The sequence below is a fragment of the Chryseobacterium sp. sg2396 genome, from assembly GCF_042610505.1.
GTDB lineage: Bacteria > Bacteroidota > Bacteroidia > Flavobacteriales > Weeksellaceae > Chryseobacterium.
Window position 1 is genome coordinate 1 of sequence record NZ_JBHGAQ010000025.1, and the last position, 17045, is coordinate 17045.

The window sequence follows — 17045 nt, forward strand, 5'->3', positions numbered from 1 at the left end:
TGTGTAAGATTTTCAACGCAAAGATGATTTCTAATACCGTTGATTTTTAGGAGGCAAAGGCAAATAATTTGCTGCTTCGCGAAGCTCACCTGTATGCTTCATCGATCAGCTTGCTGATTCTTTCTTTGCTCACTTACCATATGCAGATTTATACTAAACCTTTGCGATGAAAAATCTCTCGCAGATTTTGCAGGTTTTATGTGTAAGATTTTCAGCGCAAAAATGATTTCTAATCCCGCCGATTTTTAAGAGGCAAAGGCAAATAAATTGCTGCGCGAAGCTCACACGTACGCTTCATCCATCAGCTCGCTGATCATTCTTTGCTCACTTAAAGTAGGCAAGTTCAAACGGATCTTTGCGTTAAGTAATCTCGCGCAGATTTTGCAGGTTTTTTTATGTAAGATTTTCAGCGCAAAAATGATTTTTAATACCGCTGATTTTTAAGAGGCAAAGGCAATAAATTGCTGCGCGAAGCTCGGACATATCCTTAATCAATCAGCTCGCTGATGCTTTCTTTGCTCACTTGACCTATGCAAACTTAAGCTAAACCTTTGCGTTGAAAAATCTCGCGCAGATTTTGCAGGTTTTATGTGTAAGATTTTCAACGCAAAGATGATTTCTAATCCCGCTGATTTTTAGGAGGCAAAGGCAAATAATTTGCTTCGCGAAGCTCACCTGTACGCTTCATCGATCAGCTTGCTGATTCTTTCTTTGCTCACTTACCATATGCAGATTTATACTAAACCTTTGCGTTGAAAAATCTCGCGCAGATTTTGCAGATGGCGCAGATTTTCTTCAATTAAATCAATCAAAATCTTGCAATGAATCACAGCAGTTGGTCCGAGTAAAGTCCTGAAAAGAATTTTGTATCGGGAACCGGTAAACTCTGATAGCCCTATGTATCGATACACGAATTTTCATCCGCCGGTTTCCGTCACCCGGCATGGTCAGGGTTAAATAGCTTTAGAAAATGGTATGGGAAAGTTGACGCTCCCATCACGACATAGATCGCATTAAGGGAAGAGCATCCTATTTCATTGACCGTAAAGACCTCGCGCAATACTACCGACCGAAAGGAACTTCCATCATCCATCTCCCATCACCCGGCCTTTTCCCTTTCCAATATGAGCTGTGCGGCATCCAGCATTTTTTGAAGATGGAGAAAACGGGAGATGCTATTTCCTTTCGGGTAATCCCCGTAAGGTCCTAAGGAAAAATAGGCAATCCCGGTGATGAAATGATCGAATGCTGCCAGGCGGTGGTCAGCAAACGCTTTCCGGAAAACCAGGAACGGGTCTGTATATTCCGCCTCCGACAAACTTCCCTGTTTCAGTTGGGACGGATGTTCTTTGGGAGGATTGAGCCTGTATTTCCCGGAGGTTCGGCTGAGGTGATCAGCCGCCCGGATGAAGGACCGCAGCGAAAGATAAAAATGAAAGATCACCGAAGGATCTTTTTCCGAAAGCACCTTCCGTTTCACCGCATACCGCATCATCGAAGACAGGTGTTCTTTCGCCTCGCTGAGCGGATAGGAACTGATAAATGCATCGAACAATTGGAGCGGATTGCTTCCGGTACGTCCTGCCCAGAACGCGGCATCGAAATCCGGTTTTTTCTTTTTCATATCTGTATGTTTTCAGGGACGAAGTACGATAGCTGCGCTCAGGTATTCTATTCCCGAAACGGATATTGTAGCTGCAGGATTAGGATTTTTACCGGATAATTGTTAGTTTTACCCTTCCGGTTTTCACGGAAGCGCCGTATCTTTACCGCATCTAAAAAAACAACACATATGGAACAGAAAATACACCAGGGACGCAACATCAAACGATTCAGGGAAATGCTGGGCATCAAGCAGGAAGCCCTCGCCTTCGACCTCGGCGAAGACTGGAACCAGAAGAAAATCTCCCTCCTCGAACAGAAAAGCGTCGTGGAAGAAGCCCTGCTGCAAAAAATCTCCGAAGTGCTGAACATTCCCGTGGAGGCGTTTCAGAATTTTGATGAGGAGCAGGCGGTGAATATTATTTCAAATACTTTTAATGATGGTTCTTTTTTGAACACAGGACATGCTCCAACTTTTAATGTAAATCCAATTGATAAATTGATTCAACTTCACGAAGAAAAAATTGCTCTATATGAGCGCATGCTGAAGGAGAAAGATGAGATAATGGCGAGGCTTGAAAAGCTTATCAAATAAAACAAATCCTGAGAGTGATCTCAGGATTTTTCATAATTATTTGCGCTTACTGTTAGTATTAAGCTGTTTGCCTCTGTTGCCTTGATTTTGGTCGTACTGTCGGTTGGTGCCTAAACTTCCTCTGTTTGCATTTTGCATGTTGGCAGCATTATTTTTGGGTGTTATTTTTTCTGACATAATTTTGTTCTTTAATGATTAGTAACTATTTCTTTTTTGGCTGTAAGTTTCCTCTTCCTTTACCTGATGGTTTACCCGTTGTACTTGGTCCGTTTGGAACCACAGGTTTATTTGATGTTGAAGCTGGCTTTGCAGCTGGTTTTGAATTACTCATAATGTGTAAATTGTTTGTTTTTAAATTCCTACTCTATTTGCTTTTCGGATTCCGCATTTTAATTTGTCGACATTCATTATCCATCAAACTCAAATCCAAAAAACAAAAAAAATACGCCTCCGGAAACAAGATCGGAAGCGTAGGAACAAAAGCTTTTTTTCGGGGAATGAAAGCGGTCAGCCAAGAAACCGTCTGATCTCGCTCTGGTAATTTTCGGACACCGGTAAATGATGGCTCTTTATCTTACCCTGATCATCATACAGAAAGACCTCAACGGTCTCTGTTTTCTTATGATAACATTTAATATATTTTCTATTTACCCTGAACGATTTGTGAATGGTAATAAAATGACTCTTCGGAAATCCTTTTTCCTGCATTCTGGAGAAAGAAAAATCGATTAGGTTTTCATGACTGCGGTTGATGAAATGGATCTGCTTGTTATTGGATTCAGAACCGGCCTGTTTGTCGGCACAGAGGTATACAATATCATCCAATGCAATCCTGTTTCCTCTGGTTTTGTTGAAATCAAGATAAACATATTGCAGTTCGGAAAATAAGCACACTTCCTTTAAAAATCTGCTGAAACTTTTAAAGAACTGTTCTCCCGTAAATGGTTTGGTAATGTGGTTAACACAGATATCGGCTTCCCTTTTAAGGTCTTCAATATCCTCGATGTAATCCGCTGTATTGATGCTTGCAAAAAATACGGGGATTTTAAGTTCCTGAGCAATCTCCATTCCCGTCATACTGTCATTGCCCAGATCCAGATCTGCCACCAGGATATCCGGCTTTACTGTTTTCAGCTGCTCAAAGAAATCTTCCGAACTTCTGCTTTTTAGTACAATTTCAACATTAGAAATCTTAAGAAGATAGGATTCCAGCTTTTCGAGCTGTTTGGGGTTGTCTTCGAGTAGGGCGAGAGAGTACGAATTTGACATATTTAATTATTATGGATTGACAGACGACAAAACTTCTAAAGGGACTTCCTGCATATACATTTTTCTGTAAGCTTTTACTTCAGTGATACCTGAAGATTGTAAAATAGCAATATCACTTTTTTCCGGAGCATTTTCAATATCTTCGACATCCTGCTTATCGATTTCTCTTATTTCTCCTAATCCTTTCGGATAGATAAAATATACCGGAATGATCTGATCACCAGTAATTCCTAACTTCTCGTAAACACTATTCAATCTGGAATATCCAGACAATTGCCTTGCATCCTCTTTAGTAGGACTTCCATTTTTGTAACGGGGTTTGTATTTAGCATCGACTACTGCTTTTATCCCATTTTCTTTTTTCTCATTGATGATAAAATCAAGTTCCTGATAATGCTTTTTTACATGATATTCCACTTCACCATCTGCGGTAAATCTTTCCCTAAGTTTTTTAAAAACATACAGTTCAAATAACTTACTCATGTCGATCCAGTGCGGCGGATGTTTTTTGTTATCACCATTTATACTTCCATAGCTATGACTTATTAGTTTCAAAATTTGATTTCCTAAGCCGAATGCATTGTTGTAAACCTTATAAAAGGGATTACTTTCTACTTTGTCATAAGATATAAATTTCTGATCTTTGACCTGTTGAAAAGCAGCAAAATTATAATGTATCAATTCCAATACCTGAGCTTTGAGAATAGGTTCTAAGTTTCCGGCGTATGAATAAATTACCTGCAAAACATATTTAAGAAACTGATTTTCTTCCGTATCAAAGCCAAATTCCTGAAAAGAACAGACCGTATGAGTAAGTCGGTGTTTAAAAATATTCTGTTTTAATTGCTGACCCACCAATATTTTACCTTTTACTCTGCTTCTGAGATTCTCAGTTTTTTGGTAATATGATTTCTTTAAACCCTTTCTGACAATCTGTCTGACTGCCATTAAAAACTGAATGATCAGAAAAGGAGTCAGTTCAACCCTGTGTTTTGACGGCACTTCAATCCATTCAGAATTGAAATCCACTTCCATTAATCCATCCAAGTGATTAAAGTTCTCTGGTTCCTTCAATGCTTCGGTCAATATTTTGATAAAATTAAGCTGGTGACTGTTATTATTCATCTTGGGTTCAACAAGTACAGGAATATCCCACTCATCAATATATTGCAATCCGATGTAATAGGACGTTTCAAATTGTAAGAAGTTAATCTGATTTTCTTTTACCTCTGCTGAAACCTTAAAACATACGGCATTTTCATTATTCCTAAAATGAAATGATTTTGGAGTAACTAAATCATCTTTCCAATCATAAACTTCCTTCAGATATTCCTGACAACATCCCCTGTAATAAAAATGATTGTGCTCTTTAAGAACCAGTATTTTATTTTCCAAGATTTTCAATTATTTCTAAAGCACCCGGTTTTAAAATTCCATCTTTTACATATTCCCGAAGAATGGGTTTTATTTCGTACTCAAGCCTCAATGTAAAATCTACAGGTTGATTGACATCCTTAATCCCATTAGCATCATGTTCATAATGCTGAATAAAATAAGAATGGCCTAACCAAACGTCTTTCGGTTCAAATTCCTCTGAAAGATACTGTGACCTGTTCAATCTGCTTTCTTCATGTCCATACTCAATTTCCGGATTATAATTTTCAATAAATAATTCTGATACTTTGGTGAAAATATCTTTTTTAAAGTCAGTTCCAAGCTCCGTTGTTAAGTTTTTCGGTAAAATGTCAACAAATGCAAATCTCCTTCTGATTGCATAATCAATGTGCCCGACACTTCGGTCTGCGGTATTCATGGTACCGATGATGAAAAGATTTGGTGGAAGAATTAATTTTTGTGAACCATCAACTTCATACATAGATTCTACTTCTTCTCCACGGTACTCCAAAGCATATATAAGTTCTCCCAAAACAGATGAAAGATTAGCGCGGTTGATTTCATCTATTATGAGAACATAATTATTATCAGGATAATCTATTGCATCATTTGCCAATTTTGCAAGCATTCTATTTTCTGCTTTGTAGATTACACCTCCTTTTTCATTAGGTTTTGCAACAATTCCTTTTACAAAATCTTCATAGGTATAACTTGGATGAAATTGAATTAAAGTAGGTTTTCTGGAAACATCAACTTTTTTTGAATCTTCATATAAATTTCCGTCATTTTTCAGGTCAAATCTAGAATATAAAAAATGCATGAAATCTAAAGTCGTTATATCTGACGGATATTTATTTTTATATTCATCAAAAATATTTTGAACTGATTTATTTAGTTCAATTGTAGCAATCTTTTTAAATGGCTTATCAAAAATTTTCATTAAATTGACTAATGAAGTTCTGCCATTAATTGGGAAATACTTCTCTGGATAATATGAATTAAGAATTTTAATAATAAAACTATCCCCAAACAATTTTGACACTTGAACAATGTCCTCGTTTTCAGATAATTTATTTAATGCATCTTTTATAAGAGGTAGTATATCAGAAATACTTTTTCCAGGGAATTTAGTTAGCCTATAATCTTCATCTTCTTTGCTATAGTAGATTAAATAATTACCAGAGTTGCCGGGTGTAAATTTTCCATATTTATCCAAACCTCTCTCTATCCACCAGCAGAAATTAGTACTATTATTTCTTCCAATACAATAATCATCTATATCCATTTTAGAAAATTGATTTTTAGGAAAGTACTCATAAAATTCTTCAAGCCTACTTTTAAAATTTTCATTATATTTCTCATCCGATCTACCTGATTTAAAAAAATTCTCAATTAATTCTTTTGGCGATAAATTTTGAGGGTTATTATTAATGATATTATCCGCAACTTGTTTTGCCAATCTTGTTTTACCAGTTCCTGGAGGGCCTTGTAAGATAATTTGCTTTTTGTAAAATATTATTTTTTTTAATTCACTGATATAGTTCCTTTTTTCAATATAGTCATACCAGGATTTTATAAATAAAAACGTCTTTGAAGTATTATCATGTAATGGATTAAATGTTCCATCATATCCTATTTGTTTATTCTGCTTCTTAAAATCTAAAGTATTATCTAATTCAGAAAAAAGTGATTTTACATCCACTCTATAATCAATTCCGAAACTGGCACCACTTATCTCATTTTCATCAGATATTTTATACAAAACTTCTACTAAACTATGTGGATAGCTGCCTTTATGAACTAAGACAATATCTCCTTTACTTAAATTTTCGAATCCCGGTCCCGCATAATCAATATGTGATGTTATTCGGTTATCAGCAATAACTTCATCGACATGATTAACTTTTGTGCTATCATTTTTCATTTGTAGCTTATAATATCCCTTCATTTTAATTATTGTTTAAATTTTAATTTTTAAAGCTCTGCCCAATTCCCATCAATCTAATTCTTTCCAGCCATTCATAAATCATGGAAGAATTGTATTTTAAATTACCATTCTCATCTTTCTCTTTTTCTAAGGCTATTGCCATCAATGCAAATTCATTTTCTAAGGAAGTAGAAAAGATTCCTTGATCATCCGTATTAATAGATACTGAAAGTTGAGGACAATTCCTGATTTTCTCATGATCTAATTCCAATCCTAAATTGAAAAACTTTGTTATTGGATGCTTGGCATATCTCTTAAAAGTCCCGATAAGATAATTGGATGTAGGATTTGTCTCAATAGAAATATTCCTATTCTTTAGATCATGCATTAAATTAAATTGTACCGCTTCTACCAGTTCCATGTAAGCATGAGAAATTTCAAATTGTTTTATCTGTGATCCTGCTTTCTTTATCTTCGGATTAAAGTGATATTCCTGATATAATGCTTTTATATCAATATTATCTCTGGTATTTTTATTTTTTGGATATTCTTCATTAATACGACATCTTTCCCAATAAGTCAGATTTGATTTTTTATATATATCATCTTTTAGATTATTTAAATATAAATATGGATCATCACCTCTTAATTTCCATGCATCGAAGTAAGTTGAATGTGGTATATATTTTTGCCACAATAAACTCCCTTCGCTAAAATTTGAAATGTATAACTCATAGAAAAGATTTTCATATAATTTTTCGAGTCTATTTACCTCATTTCGATGAATACTGATGCCAAATTTTCTAATCTTAGCTAATAGCCAAACGATATTATCCAATACAATCTGTTTTGGTAACATTAGTTTCAATTGTTTAAAGTTGTAATATTCCTTAACATCAATTCCTAGAGCTAATGCATGTCCGATTCGATCTCCCTGAGTGAGATTTAAAAAACGAATGCACTCATCAATTGCTCTTAAACCATCAACCAAATCATAAAAATCTTCTCCGGCATGATAAGTCGCATATATCTTAGGTTCTTTCAATTTGTCTTTCAAATGATTAAAATCTCCTTTTAATTTATGATTCTTTAAATACCGAAACCCTTGTGCAAATATCTCTGGACTTGCTTTGAATTCGCTGGAAGCAGCATCTATTCCTTTAATAAAATCAGAAACTTTGGAATAGCTTTCCCTTAGTTGACTTATTGCTATGGATTGTTTCTTAACTTCTAATCTTAAATCATGATGTCTGCATAGCACTTCCTGCGATAAATCAGAATATTCTTTTGTATCTTCTCTTTTAATGTAGTGTATAGTATAAAATACTTTATGCTCCTTTAAATCAAATGTTTTACCAGCAGGTAATGATTGATTTAATTGTTTTGATAATATAGCTTGATCATGCAAAGCTTCCTTATATCCTTCTAAGCTTGATTTTAACTTTATCACATCATCTTTTGGAGCGATCCTCAACTCAAAAGAACTAATTTCACTATGTGATTTGGTATCATGCACCGCTAAATTCAAAAAGGCAGTATGATAGATAGAATTATCAGGTAAGAAAAATTCTTTTCGATCCTGATACATGGAAAAATTACCAAATCCTACTTTATCATTAACCTGAATGAGTTCAGCCCTAAACTGTGCTTTAATTAATAAATAAGCATGAAATAAATGAATATAAGGTTGAAAATCTTTATTTCCTGCATAAATTAATTTAAAACAGTCATACAACAGTTTTCTTTCTCCATAAAATACATAAGATTTTTCGAGATTGTATGGATGAATATTTTTAGGAACCGCATAATCAATCACTTCAGCGTTCCCTTTATATTCAAATTGATGTCCTACATCATATCTTAAAACTTCAATATTATCAGAAATTCTATGTATGTTCAGCAATAAATCAAAAGATTCATGAGAATTACTTTCCTGAGAAAGATCAATAGTAAACTTTTCGCCTTCTTTAATTTTGTTAATTAATCTAAATAATTCATATCGTATATATACAGCTTTATAAACAAGTATCTTAAGTTCTTTTTTTGAACTTTGTGAAGCGTTAGATGTTTTAGTTAAGAGACTTATTTCTTTTTTTAGGTCATCAAATGCTTTTTCAAAAGAAGTTGGATGATTCATTATATTAATCCAACTTAGATCGAAAACTGGGCCTGAACCTTTTAAATGAAAATGATTTTCAGCTAAGCCTTTTTTTAGCAATTGATGAAGCCTTTTATTATCAGAAAATGCTGTCGCCCTCCATGCAAAAAAATCTCGTTTTCTTCGGGACCTGTTATCTAAACATGCAAAAAACGAGGTAGTAAGTATATCTTCTCCAATATAATAGGATAACTCTCTCCATTTAAGCAAATGTTCATAGACAACAAATGGTTCCAGATCCTGTTCAACTAAAACTTTTGCAGTAAAATGATTTAAAACATGAAAATAGTTTTTGTTTTTTTCCTGATGTACGTCGTGAAACCAATCTGAATCAAGTTTCTGATATACATTTAGAATTTCGTCTAAAGAATAATTTGAAAAAGTTCTAAAACCCCTTTCTAAGAAATTTTGTTCATTTATATAATCATTTAGATCTTTTTCAGATAAGATAAAATCAGAACAATAATCAGCAAACAGTAAACGTATAGATTTTCTTAGATTGTCCATTAAATTAAAGACATTATATAATTTCTTAATTCATCAATAGCAATAACTTTAATACTCTCGTTCTTAGAATTTATTCTATGTTTAAAAGACCTTATGATCTGAGTAATTTGATTAGTGCCCTCTAATTTATCCATGTTGTTTAATTCGTTATAATAAAAAGCACTCGTAAAAGTAGGTCTACTATTTATTTTAATCAAAATTCTTCGTAACCAAAATCTTACATCTTCAGGTAATATTTTATCGTTACTTAAATTTTTAGGTCCCTCAAAAATACTGTTCATTATTTCAATCAAGTTTTCACTTATTTCATAATCAGATTTAAGCAACGCAAGAATGTCATACTTTTCATTTAGTTCTTTAACGATAGCAGATTTATACTCAACACTTGTAAAATACTTGATTAAAGCTTGTATTATTGGAAAACTTACAAAATCAGAAATCAACCCATCTATATTATATTTTTTTTCAATTTCATCAAGTGAATATATAATACCATAAACAAACAGAAGACATAAATCATCTAGATATGTAGGTGGGAGAGTACTTTTTACTTCTTTATTTCTAAACCTTTTTAAATTGCTATAAACATTTAACACAAAAGATGGATTATATAAATTTCTTATAAATACCGATTGATTAAACCAAAGAAGATTTTTTTTAATAAATGATGTTTCTTTATCGTATTTTAAAATTTTAGAAAGTATATCAATATTAAATAAATTGTGGAAAATAGCAAATGGACTAAATATAGCTTTTTCATAAGTACTAACAAAAATATCTTCATCTTCGTTGTATCTATATGTTCTATATCCTACACCTAAATATAATATAAATTGACTTAAAAAAAATTTATCATCATTACTTTCAAGATCTTCTAAAAGTTCAGCTGGAAATTCAATTATACTTCTTGAATTTTTACCTTCATCTTTAGGAAGGGCATCACTGTAATAGTTTATAAAACCATATTTAGTCATTGAAAGATTTACTGGTGTATTTTCACTAAATAATAATAATTTAATTGTATAATATGCTTTAAAATAATCTAAGAACCTAATAGTATCATAGTCATTAATTTCAGATTTCTTCTCAATTTCTTGTAGTAAATAATAAATATCGCCGTATGAAATCGCATTTTGTACAGTTGAAAATGAAATTCTTTCCAAATTATTTATTCGACGTCTAGGTTCCTCAAGTTTAAAGTAATGTTCATATAATGAATATACTCTTTTAAATACTATCAAGTTAAACCACTGAAGAGATGTATTCTCGAACTCTTTAAAGACTTCAATTTTAATATTTTTTTTGTATATCTCATCAATTAGATAATTTTTTATACTTGATAAGTTGTCTTTATCCGAAAATGTACCTATAAAAGCTTGAGTTTCTCTAATCGTTTCGGGTAAAATAGAATTAGTACCAAGTATATTTTCTAGAAGTAAAGTAGAATTCTTATCAAAAATTAATTTAATTAGTGATGTATTAAAGTCTAATTTTTTACTACTAAATAATAATTTCTTTTCATCATATAATTCTACGTCAATATCTTTTAGTTTTTGAACATCTGGCAAATAAATTCTTCTATTAAAAGGTATCAGTTTAGCTATATATCTATTAGCTTTATCTTCAATATTGTGTTCAATACCTAATTTTTCAAATTGGATTGAAATTGCTTCATTGAGCTGCTCAAGTTTACAAGATATTAAAAGCAAGACTTTAGATTGTATTAAAAATTGTCGAATATCTTCAAGCATCCTGTATGCATTTTCAATATTTACATCAAAGTCATCAATGGCTATAATTAAAAACTTTTTTTTATCAAAATTTTCTAAATAATATTTAATCAAATTATCAAAATCTTCTTTTAAATTGCTGCTTATTGCTAGCTTACTTAATGCCTCAATAGAATCCTTTTTAAATATATCTTTTCGATCAGAATTTATGATTTGTAAATTTTGAAAAGTTTTCTGAAAATGCTGTATCAATTCTCTTTTATGGGCTTGATCGATTTTATTATCCTTTTCATTTATAACATCATGAAATTTTCTAAACATTTTTGCCAAGATAATTTCAAATAGACTTTCACCTCCTCTAAATAATGAGGGATCGATAATATCTATCTCTGCAAAAGATTTACTTTTTAAATATTGTTCAGGATCATTTTTTCTGTCAAAAAAAATTTTATTACTATCACATTCTTTATTCACTAAAGCATCACGAAATGAAATCATTGATGATGACTTGCCTTTTCCTCTTTCTCCAGTAAACGCAATAATATTATTAAAATCATCGTATTTCAAATTTTTATAAGTGTCATGATGTCTAACGATTTCTATGACATTTTTTAAAGCTTCCTTATAAACTTCTTTGAAAATCGAATCTTCAAAATCATTTCCTGTCTCAATTCTTATCTTATATTCATCATTTAGATTAATTTCTAAAATAGGTTTATCACTCATATATAGTTTTCAGTTATTAATTATATTTATATTTTAATATTAGTTAAGAGTATTTTTTTTACTTTCTCTTGATGATTTACTTAAAATATTATTGTAGAATTATTGAAATTTATTTATTCTTCAAAAGATCGTCTTATTCATTAGTTTAGCTCTTAAGATTATATTGCAACCTAATCAAATACGACGTCGTCTGCCCGTAATCAATAGACACGGTCACCTTATTGCTGAGAAATCTGGATTCACCGACGATCTCAGCGTATACAAATTTGGGAATGGTCTGCGCGTGCAGGAAGGAAAGGACACCGCACAAGGCAGTCAGGAAAAACAGTTTTTTCACGGTCAAAAGTTTTGTCAAATATAGATAAAAAAATCATTTCACTCTTACGGGAAACCATAAAATAATTATTAAGGTCCTTGTAATAAGTGACTAAGGTCAAATTTCTCCTCCTTCGGGAACATTCAGTAATCAAAACTTCAAATGATGGCATAGGCCCAGCCAACCACCTTATTACAAATTCCCACAAATCGCCACTTCAATTTGTGGTATTGCCGGTTTTGGATTAATTTAAGCGTTTCTAAAATGAGTGATCCGAGATGAGCAGACTTTACGCTATTTTGAGTGTCTTTTTTCTTTACGGGGCAGGATTTTTTTCTTGGGCCCAGCAGCCGGTCCGGCATAGTTTTGCATTGGGCGATGCTGATTTTTTACTGGACGGAAAACCGCTGCAGATGATTTCCGGCGAGATGCATTATCCCCGCATTCCACGGGAATTGTGGCGGGAACGGATGAAGATGGCCAAAGCGATGGGACTGAATACCATCGGAACCTACGTGTTCTGGAATGTGCATGAGGAAACACCGGGCGTCTATGATTTCAGCGGAAACAACGATATCGCGGAATTTGTGAAGGTGGCCCGGGAGGAAGGCCTTTGGGTGGTTTTACGGCCGAGTCCTTATGTCTGTGCGGAATGGGAATTCGGCGGGTATCCGTGGTGGCTGCTGAAAGACCGGGACATGCAGGTGAGAAGCACCGATCCGAAGTTTATCTCCGCCTACACCCGCTACATCAAAGCCCTGGCAAAACAGCTGATCCCGCTTCAGATCACCCACGGCGGCAACATCCTGATGATCCAGATCGAAAACGAATACGGATCCTACAGCAACGATAAAACATACCTGGACCTCAACCGGAAAATTTTCAGGGAAGCCGGTTTCGACGGCATCCTTTTCACCTGCGACGGTGCCGAGAAAATGCCGGACGGGTATCTGCCCGGCTACCTTCCGGCTGTTAACGGACTCGAAGATCCGGTACAGGTTAAAACCCTGATCAACAAATACCACAACGGCAAAGGTCCGTATTATGTGGCGGAATGGTATCCGGGATGGTTCGACGACTGGGGCAAGAAGCATGCGGACGTATCTGCGGAACAGTCGGCAAAGACTCTTGACAAACTTTTGGCTGCCGGCATTTCCGTCAATATGTATATGTTTCACGGCGGAACAACCCGAGGATTTATGAACGGCGCGAATATGAATAAGGATAATCCTTATTCACCTCAGGTTTCCAGTTACGATTACGATGCCCCGCTGGATGAAGCCGGAAACCCGACGGAAAAATTTTATGCTTTCAGAAAAGTGATCGCCGGCCATCTTCCGGCAGGGAAAACTTTACCGCCGGTTCCTCCGGCAAAGCCTGCGATAAAGATTCCGGATATTGCCCTGGAGCAGTACGCTGATGTTTTTAGTCAGCTCCCGAAACCGCAAACGGCTGAACAGCCCTTATCCTTTGAGGATCTGGACCAGGCTTACGGTTTCGTTTTATACCGGAACAAAATAAAAAAAGGAGGCCTGCTGAAGCTGAAAGAACTCAGGGATTATGCGCAGGTATATGTCGACGGAAAATACATCGGAAGCCTCGACCGCAGGCTGAAACAGGACTCGATGAACCTGACCGGAATTTCCCGGGATGCCGTTCTCGACATTTGGGTGGAAAACAACGGACGGATCAATTACGGTCCGTTCCTGAACGACAACCGGCACGGCATTACCGAGTCGGTTTCCATTGACGGCCGGGCTATTTCCGGTTGGAACATGTACCGTTTCCCTTTTAAAACCACAGGGAGGTTTTCTTTCAGCAAAAATGGGAATCAGAAGACCGGCCATCCTGCCCTGTACAAAGGAAGTTTTACCCTTCAGCAATTGGGAGATACCTATCTGGATCTGCGCACTTTCGGGAAAGGCTTTGTCTTCCTGAACGGCCGTAACCTGGGGAAATACTGGAATATCGGTCCGCAACAGACGATTTACGTTCCGGCATGCTGGCTGAAAAAAGGAAGGAATGAAGTGATTGTTTTCGATGAACTTCAAGGCGGGCATACGGCACTTCCCTCCCTGGACCATTCGATTTTAGATCAAAACACAAAGACTGAGAAATGAAGAAACGGATCCTGACCTTCGGAATCATTTTAGCCATGATCTCAGGGCATGCGCAAAAACCTCTGCAGCCTTACGGAGCTCTTCCGACCGAAGCACAGCTGAAGTGGCATGAAATGGAAATGTACTGCATCGTCCATTACGGCAGCGCTACTTATACCGATAAAGAATGGGGTTACGGGGATGAAGATCCCGCGCTGATCAATCCGGCTAAATTCGATGCGCAACAAATTGTTTCGGCAGCGAAAGCCGGCGGATTCAAAGGCATCATTGTTGTGGCGAAGCACCACGACGGGCTCTGCCTCTGGCCTACTGAAACTACCGGTTACAGCATCAAAAAAAGCCCGTGGAAAAACGGGAAAGGCGATATCGTAAAAGAATACCGGAAAGCCTGTGAGAAGCTGGGCATGAAAATGGGCATTTACTGCTCTCCCTGGGACCGCAACAGTCCGCTCTACGGTACGCCCGCTTATGTTGAAATGTACAGGAAACAGCTTCAGGAGCTGTATAGCCATTATGGGAACTTGTTTACCTCATGGCACGACGGGGCCAACGGCGGAGACGGCTACTACGGAAATGCCCGCGAGACCCGGAAAATCGACCGGGCAACCTATTACGACTGGCCGGCTACCTGGGCCATTACCCGCAAGATACAGCCGGAAGCCGTGATTTTCGGGGACGTCGGGCCGGATATTCGATGGGTAGGCAACGAAGAAGGCCATGCCGGTGAAACCTGCTGGGCAACCTACGAACCTCAGGCTCCTGAAGAAGGAAAAAAGCCGTCCAATGGTTTTACGAAATATGAACTGGGCATTGAAGGCACCCGGAACGGCAAGTACTGGATGCCCGCAGAATGTGATGTCTCACTTCGCCCGGGCTGGTTTTATCATGCCCGCGAAAACAGCAAAGTAAAAACACCGGCAGAACTGTTGGATCTTTATTACAAAAGCGTAGGCCGGGGCGCTAATCTGGACCTGGGTCTGTCTCCCAATCCCAAGGGACAGCTGGACCCTGAAGATGTCAGTTCGCTTCAGCAATTCGGCAGGCTGCTGAAACAGACTTTTGCCGTCAATCTTGCAGAGGGGGCTGTTTTACAGGCAAGCAATGTCCGCGGAAACAACCCTTCCAAATATGGTCCACAGCATCTGCTTGATCAGGACCGGTATACCTACTGGGCCACGGATGATGAGGTCACTACCCCTCAGCTTACCGTTACCCTTCCTGGTGAAAAAACCTTTAATGTCATCCGTTTACGGGAAAATATAAAACTGGGCCAGCGGATCGAAGCTTTTGAGGTGGAAGCTTTTCTCAACGGAACCTGGAAGAAAATCGCATCGGCCACCAGCATCGGTCCGAACCGTCTGATCCGTCTCCCTGAAAGGATTACCACCGATAAAATACGTCTTACCATTACCCAATCGCCGGTAGCTGTGGCTTTAAGCGATTTCGGACTATATAATGAACCAGTGATGACCGGTAAACCCTTGATCAGACGAAATCCTGAAGGAACGATCGTCCTGTCCTCCGCAGACACTACGTCAACCATTTACTATACCTTCGACGGCAGCCCTCCTACCCGGAAATCCTTAAGATACCATCAGCCTTTCAAACGGCCTGATGACGGAATCGTAAAGGCGATCTCCGTCAGCAACGGTCAGCAAAGCGAAACCGCCGTTCTCCGGTTCGGTCCTGTGAAATCCGGTTGGGAAATCATCAGTCCCGAAGATACTGATACGGCCCATCCTTCAGCTTACGCCATTGATGACAACCCGGAAACCTTCTGGCAAAGTCCGCTAAGCACCAATTCATCTCCGTCAGAAATTATTATGGATCTGAAAAAACAGCTTTCCCTGAAAGGTTTTGTTTACCTGCCCCGACAGGACGGAAAATCAGAAGGCACGGCAAGCCATTACCGTATCGAAACCAGTACCGACGGCTCCCAGTGGCAGCCCGTTACGGAAGGCGAATTTTCCAACATCAAAGCTAATCCGGTGGAACAACAGATTCTTTTTAAACAACCTGTTCCGGCACGGTTTATCCGTTTTACCGCTGAAAGACTGATTTCAGGAAATTCGTGTACCGTGGCTGAGATCGGAGTAATCCAATGACATCGGCTTTGCTCAGCCACATCCCCTCTGCCTTCGAGAACCTCAGGCATCGGAACGTCACAAAACAGACAACAATCAAATCGAAATCCGGTGGCTGAGGCCCTCGAAGCCACCCCCCTCTGCCTTCGAGAGCCTCAGGCATCGGACTCTCTTAGATCACGGTATGCTATGGCAAGTTCGGGCAGAAGTTCCGGCATACCTTTAATCAATGCCTCCTTTTTTCTCCGGCTCCAACCCTGAATCTGCTTTTCGCGGCAGAAAGCAAGATCAATACGGTCATACTCTTCATAATAGACCAGCCGGACGGGCAGCCGCTTTTTGGTATGGTTAGCTCCTTTCCCGGACTGATGCTGGGCCAGTCTGCATTCAAGATTATTGGTGCTTCCGGTATAATAACTGCCGTCGGAGCAAAGGAGAATATAGAGAAATCCTTTCATCGTCAATGTTTTTTCAGGAATAAAAATAATGATTTTTCTGAAGAAAAGTTCGATATCCTGAACGGTGTTTAAAATAATAGCAGTCAGAACCATACACGATGGCTTCGGCTCCGCTCAGCCACCGGAGGTAGCAGGAAGTTGTAAAAGTGGCACGAGCA

Annotated in this window: 12 protein-coding genes; 4 read left to right on the plus strand and 8 right to left on the minus strand. The window is 37.2% G+C overall.

Annotated elements, in window-relative coordinates:
* Nucleotides 1–1099: 1099 nt before the first annotated feature.
* On the minus strand, nt 1100–1624 hold the full coding sequence (locus ACED20_RS19235) for a hypothetical protein (RefSeq protein ID WP_294323931.1): 525 nt from the start codon (nt 1622–1624) through the stop codon (nt 1100–1102).
* Nucleotides 1625–1792: 168 nt separating this feature from the next.
* On the opposite strand from ACED20_RS19235, the gene ACED20_RS19240 reads away from it, so the two are divergent.
* Nucleotides 1793–2197, plus strand: a complete 405-nt coding sequence (locus ACED20_RS19240) for a helix-turn-helix transcriptional regulator (RefSeq protein WP_294323930.1) — start codon at nt 1793–1795, stop codon at nt 2195–2197.
* Nucleotides 2198–2233: 36 nt separating this feature from the next.
* Here the strand turns inward: ACED20_RS19240 and ACED20_RS19245 are convergent, their stop codons facing one another.
* A complete protein-coding gene (locus tag ACED20_RS19245; RefSeq protein WP_378106378.1) occupies nt 2234–2374 on the minus strand; it encodes a hypothetical protein in 141 nt (46 codons plus the stop codon).
* Between the two features lie 14 nt (nt 2375–2388).
* Between ACED20_RS19245 and ACED20_RS19250 the strand changes: the two genes are divergently transcribed.
* Nucleotides 2389–2724, plus strand: a complete 336-nt coding sequence (locus ACED20_RS19250) for a hypothetical protein (RefSeq protein ID WP_294323928.1) — start codon at nt 2389–2391, stop codon at nt 2722–2724.
* On the opposite strand, the gene ACED20_RS19255 is transcribed toward ACED20_RS19250, so the two are convergent.
* Genes ACED20_RS19255 through ACED20_RS19275 form a run of 5 tightly spaced genes read right to left on the minus strand, consistent with a single transcriptional unit; the run spans nt 2705 to nt 11909 of the window.
* Nucleotides 2705–3466 carry a LytR/AlgR family response regulator transcription factor gene (locus ACED20_RS19255; protein ID WP_378106380.1) on the minus strand — a complete coding sequence of 254 codons (762 nt, stop codon included), beginning with the start codon at nt 3464–3466 and terminating at the stop codon, nt 2705–2707. The genes ACED20_RS19250 and ACED20_RS19255 overlap by 20 nt on opposite strands.
* 9 nt (nt 3467–3475) lie before the next feature.
* Nucleotides 3476–4861 carry a restriction endonuclease gene (locus tag ACED20_RS19260; RefSeq protein WP_378106382.1) on the minus strand — a complete coding sequence of 462 codons (1386 nt, stop codon included), beginning with the start codon at nt 4859–4861 and terminating at the stop codon, nt 3476–3478.
* A complete protein-coding gene (locus tag ACED20_RS19265) occupies nt 4851–6809 on the minus strand; it encodes an AAA family ATPase (RefSeq protein WP_378106384.1) in 1959 nt (652 codons plus the stop codon). Before ACED20_RS19265 ends, ACED20_RS19260 begins: the two co-directional genes overlap by 11 nt.
* Before the next feature lie 19 nt (nt 6810–6828).
* Entirely contained in the window at nt 6829–9453 is a 2625-nt protein-coding gene (locus ACED20_RS19270; protein WP_378106386.1) for a hypothetical protein, read from the minus strand.
* Nucleotides 9453–11909, minus strand: coding sequence for a hypothetical protein (locus ACED20_RS19275; protein WP_378106388.1), 2457 nt, complete (start codon nt 11907–11909; stop codon nt 9453–9455). Before ACED20_RS19275 ends, ACED20_RS19270 begins: the two co-directional genes overlap by 1 nt.
* A 594-nt stretch (nt 11910–12503) precedes the next feature.
* Here ACED20_RS19275 and ACED20_RS19280 point away from each other — a divergent pair.
* Complete coding sequence (locus tag ACED20_RS19280; RefSeq protein WP_378106390.1) at nt 12504–14345, plus strand: beta-galactosidase family protein; 1842 nt, start codon at nt 12504–12506, stop codon at nt 14343–14345.
* Nucleotides 14342–16450, plus strand: a complete 2109-nt coding sequence (locus ACED20_RS19285; protein WP_378106392.1) for an alpha-L-fucosidase — start codon at nt 14342–14344, stop codon at nt 16448–16450. The genes ACED20_RS19280 and ACED20_RS19285 overlap by 4 nt, the downstream gene beginning before the upstream one ends.
* Before the next feature lie 134 nt (nt 16451–16584).
* Here ACED20_RS19285 and ACED20_RS19290 read toward each other — a convergent pair whose 3' ends face one another.
* A complete protein-coding gene (locus tag ACED20_RS19290; RefSeq protein ID WP_345765850.1) occupies nt 16585–16980 on the minus strand; it encodes a GIY-YIG nuclease family protein in 396 nt (131 codons plus the stop codon).
* Nucleotides 16981–17045 lie beyond the last annotated feature (65 nt).

Coding starts and splice junctions, on each gene's coding strand:
- ACED20_RS19235 (WP_294323931.1), bottom strand. CDS start 1,624: ATGAAAAAGAAAAAACCGGATTTCGATGCCGCGTTCTGGGCAGGACGT.
- ACED20_RS19240 (WP_294323930.1), top strand. CDS start 1,793: ATGGAACAGAAAATACACCAGGGACGCAACATCAAACGATTCAGGGAA.
- ACED20_RS19245 (WP_378106378.1), bottom strand. CDS start 2,374: ATGTCAGAAAAAATAACACCCAAAAATAATGCTGCCAACATGCAAAAT.
- ACED20_RS19250 (WP_294323928.1), top strand. CDS start 2,389: ATGATTAGTAACTATTTCTTTTTTGGCTGTAAGTTTCCTCTTCCTTTA.
- ACED20_RS19255 (WP_378106380.1), bottom strand. CDS start 3,466: ATGTCAAATTCGTACTCTCTCGCCCTACTCGAAGACAACCCCAAACAG.
- ACED20_RS19265 (WP_378106384.1), bottom strand. CDS start 6,809: ATGAAGGGATATTATAAGCTACAAATGAAAAATGATAGCACAAAAGTT.
- ACED20_RS19270 (WP_378106386.1), bottom strand. CDS start 9,453: ATGGACAATCTAAGAAAATCTATACGTTTACTGTTTGCTGATTATTGT.
- ACED20_RS19275 (WP_378106388.1), bottom strand. CDS start 11,909: ATGAGTGATAAACCTATTTTAGAAATTAATCTAAATGATGAATATAAG.
- ACED20_RS19280 (WP_378106390.1), top strand. CDS start 12,504: ATGAGCAGACTTTACGCTATTTTGAGTGTCTTTTTTCTTTACGGGGCA.
- ACED20_RS19285 (WP_378106392.1), top strand. CDS start 14,342: ATGAAGAAACGGATCCTGACCTTCGGAATCATTTTAGCCATGATCTCA.
- ACED20_RS19290 (WP_345765850.1), bottom strand. CDS start 16,980: ATGGTTCTGACTGCTATTATTTTAAACACCGTTCAGGATATCGAACTT.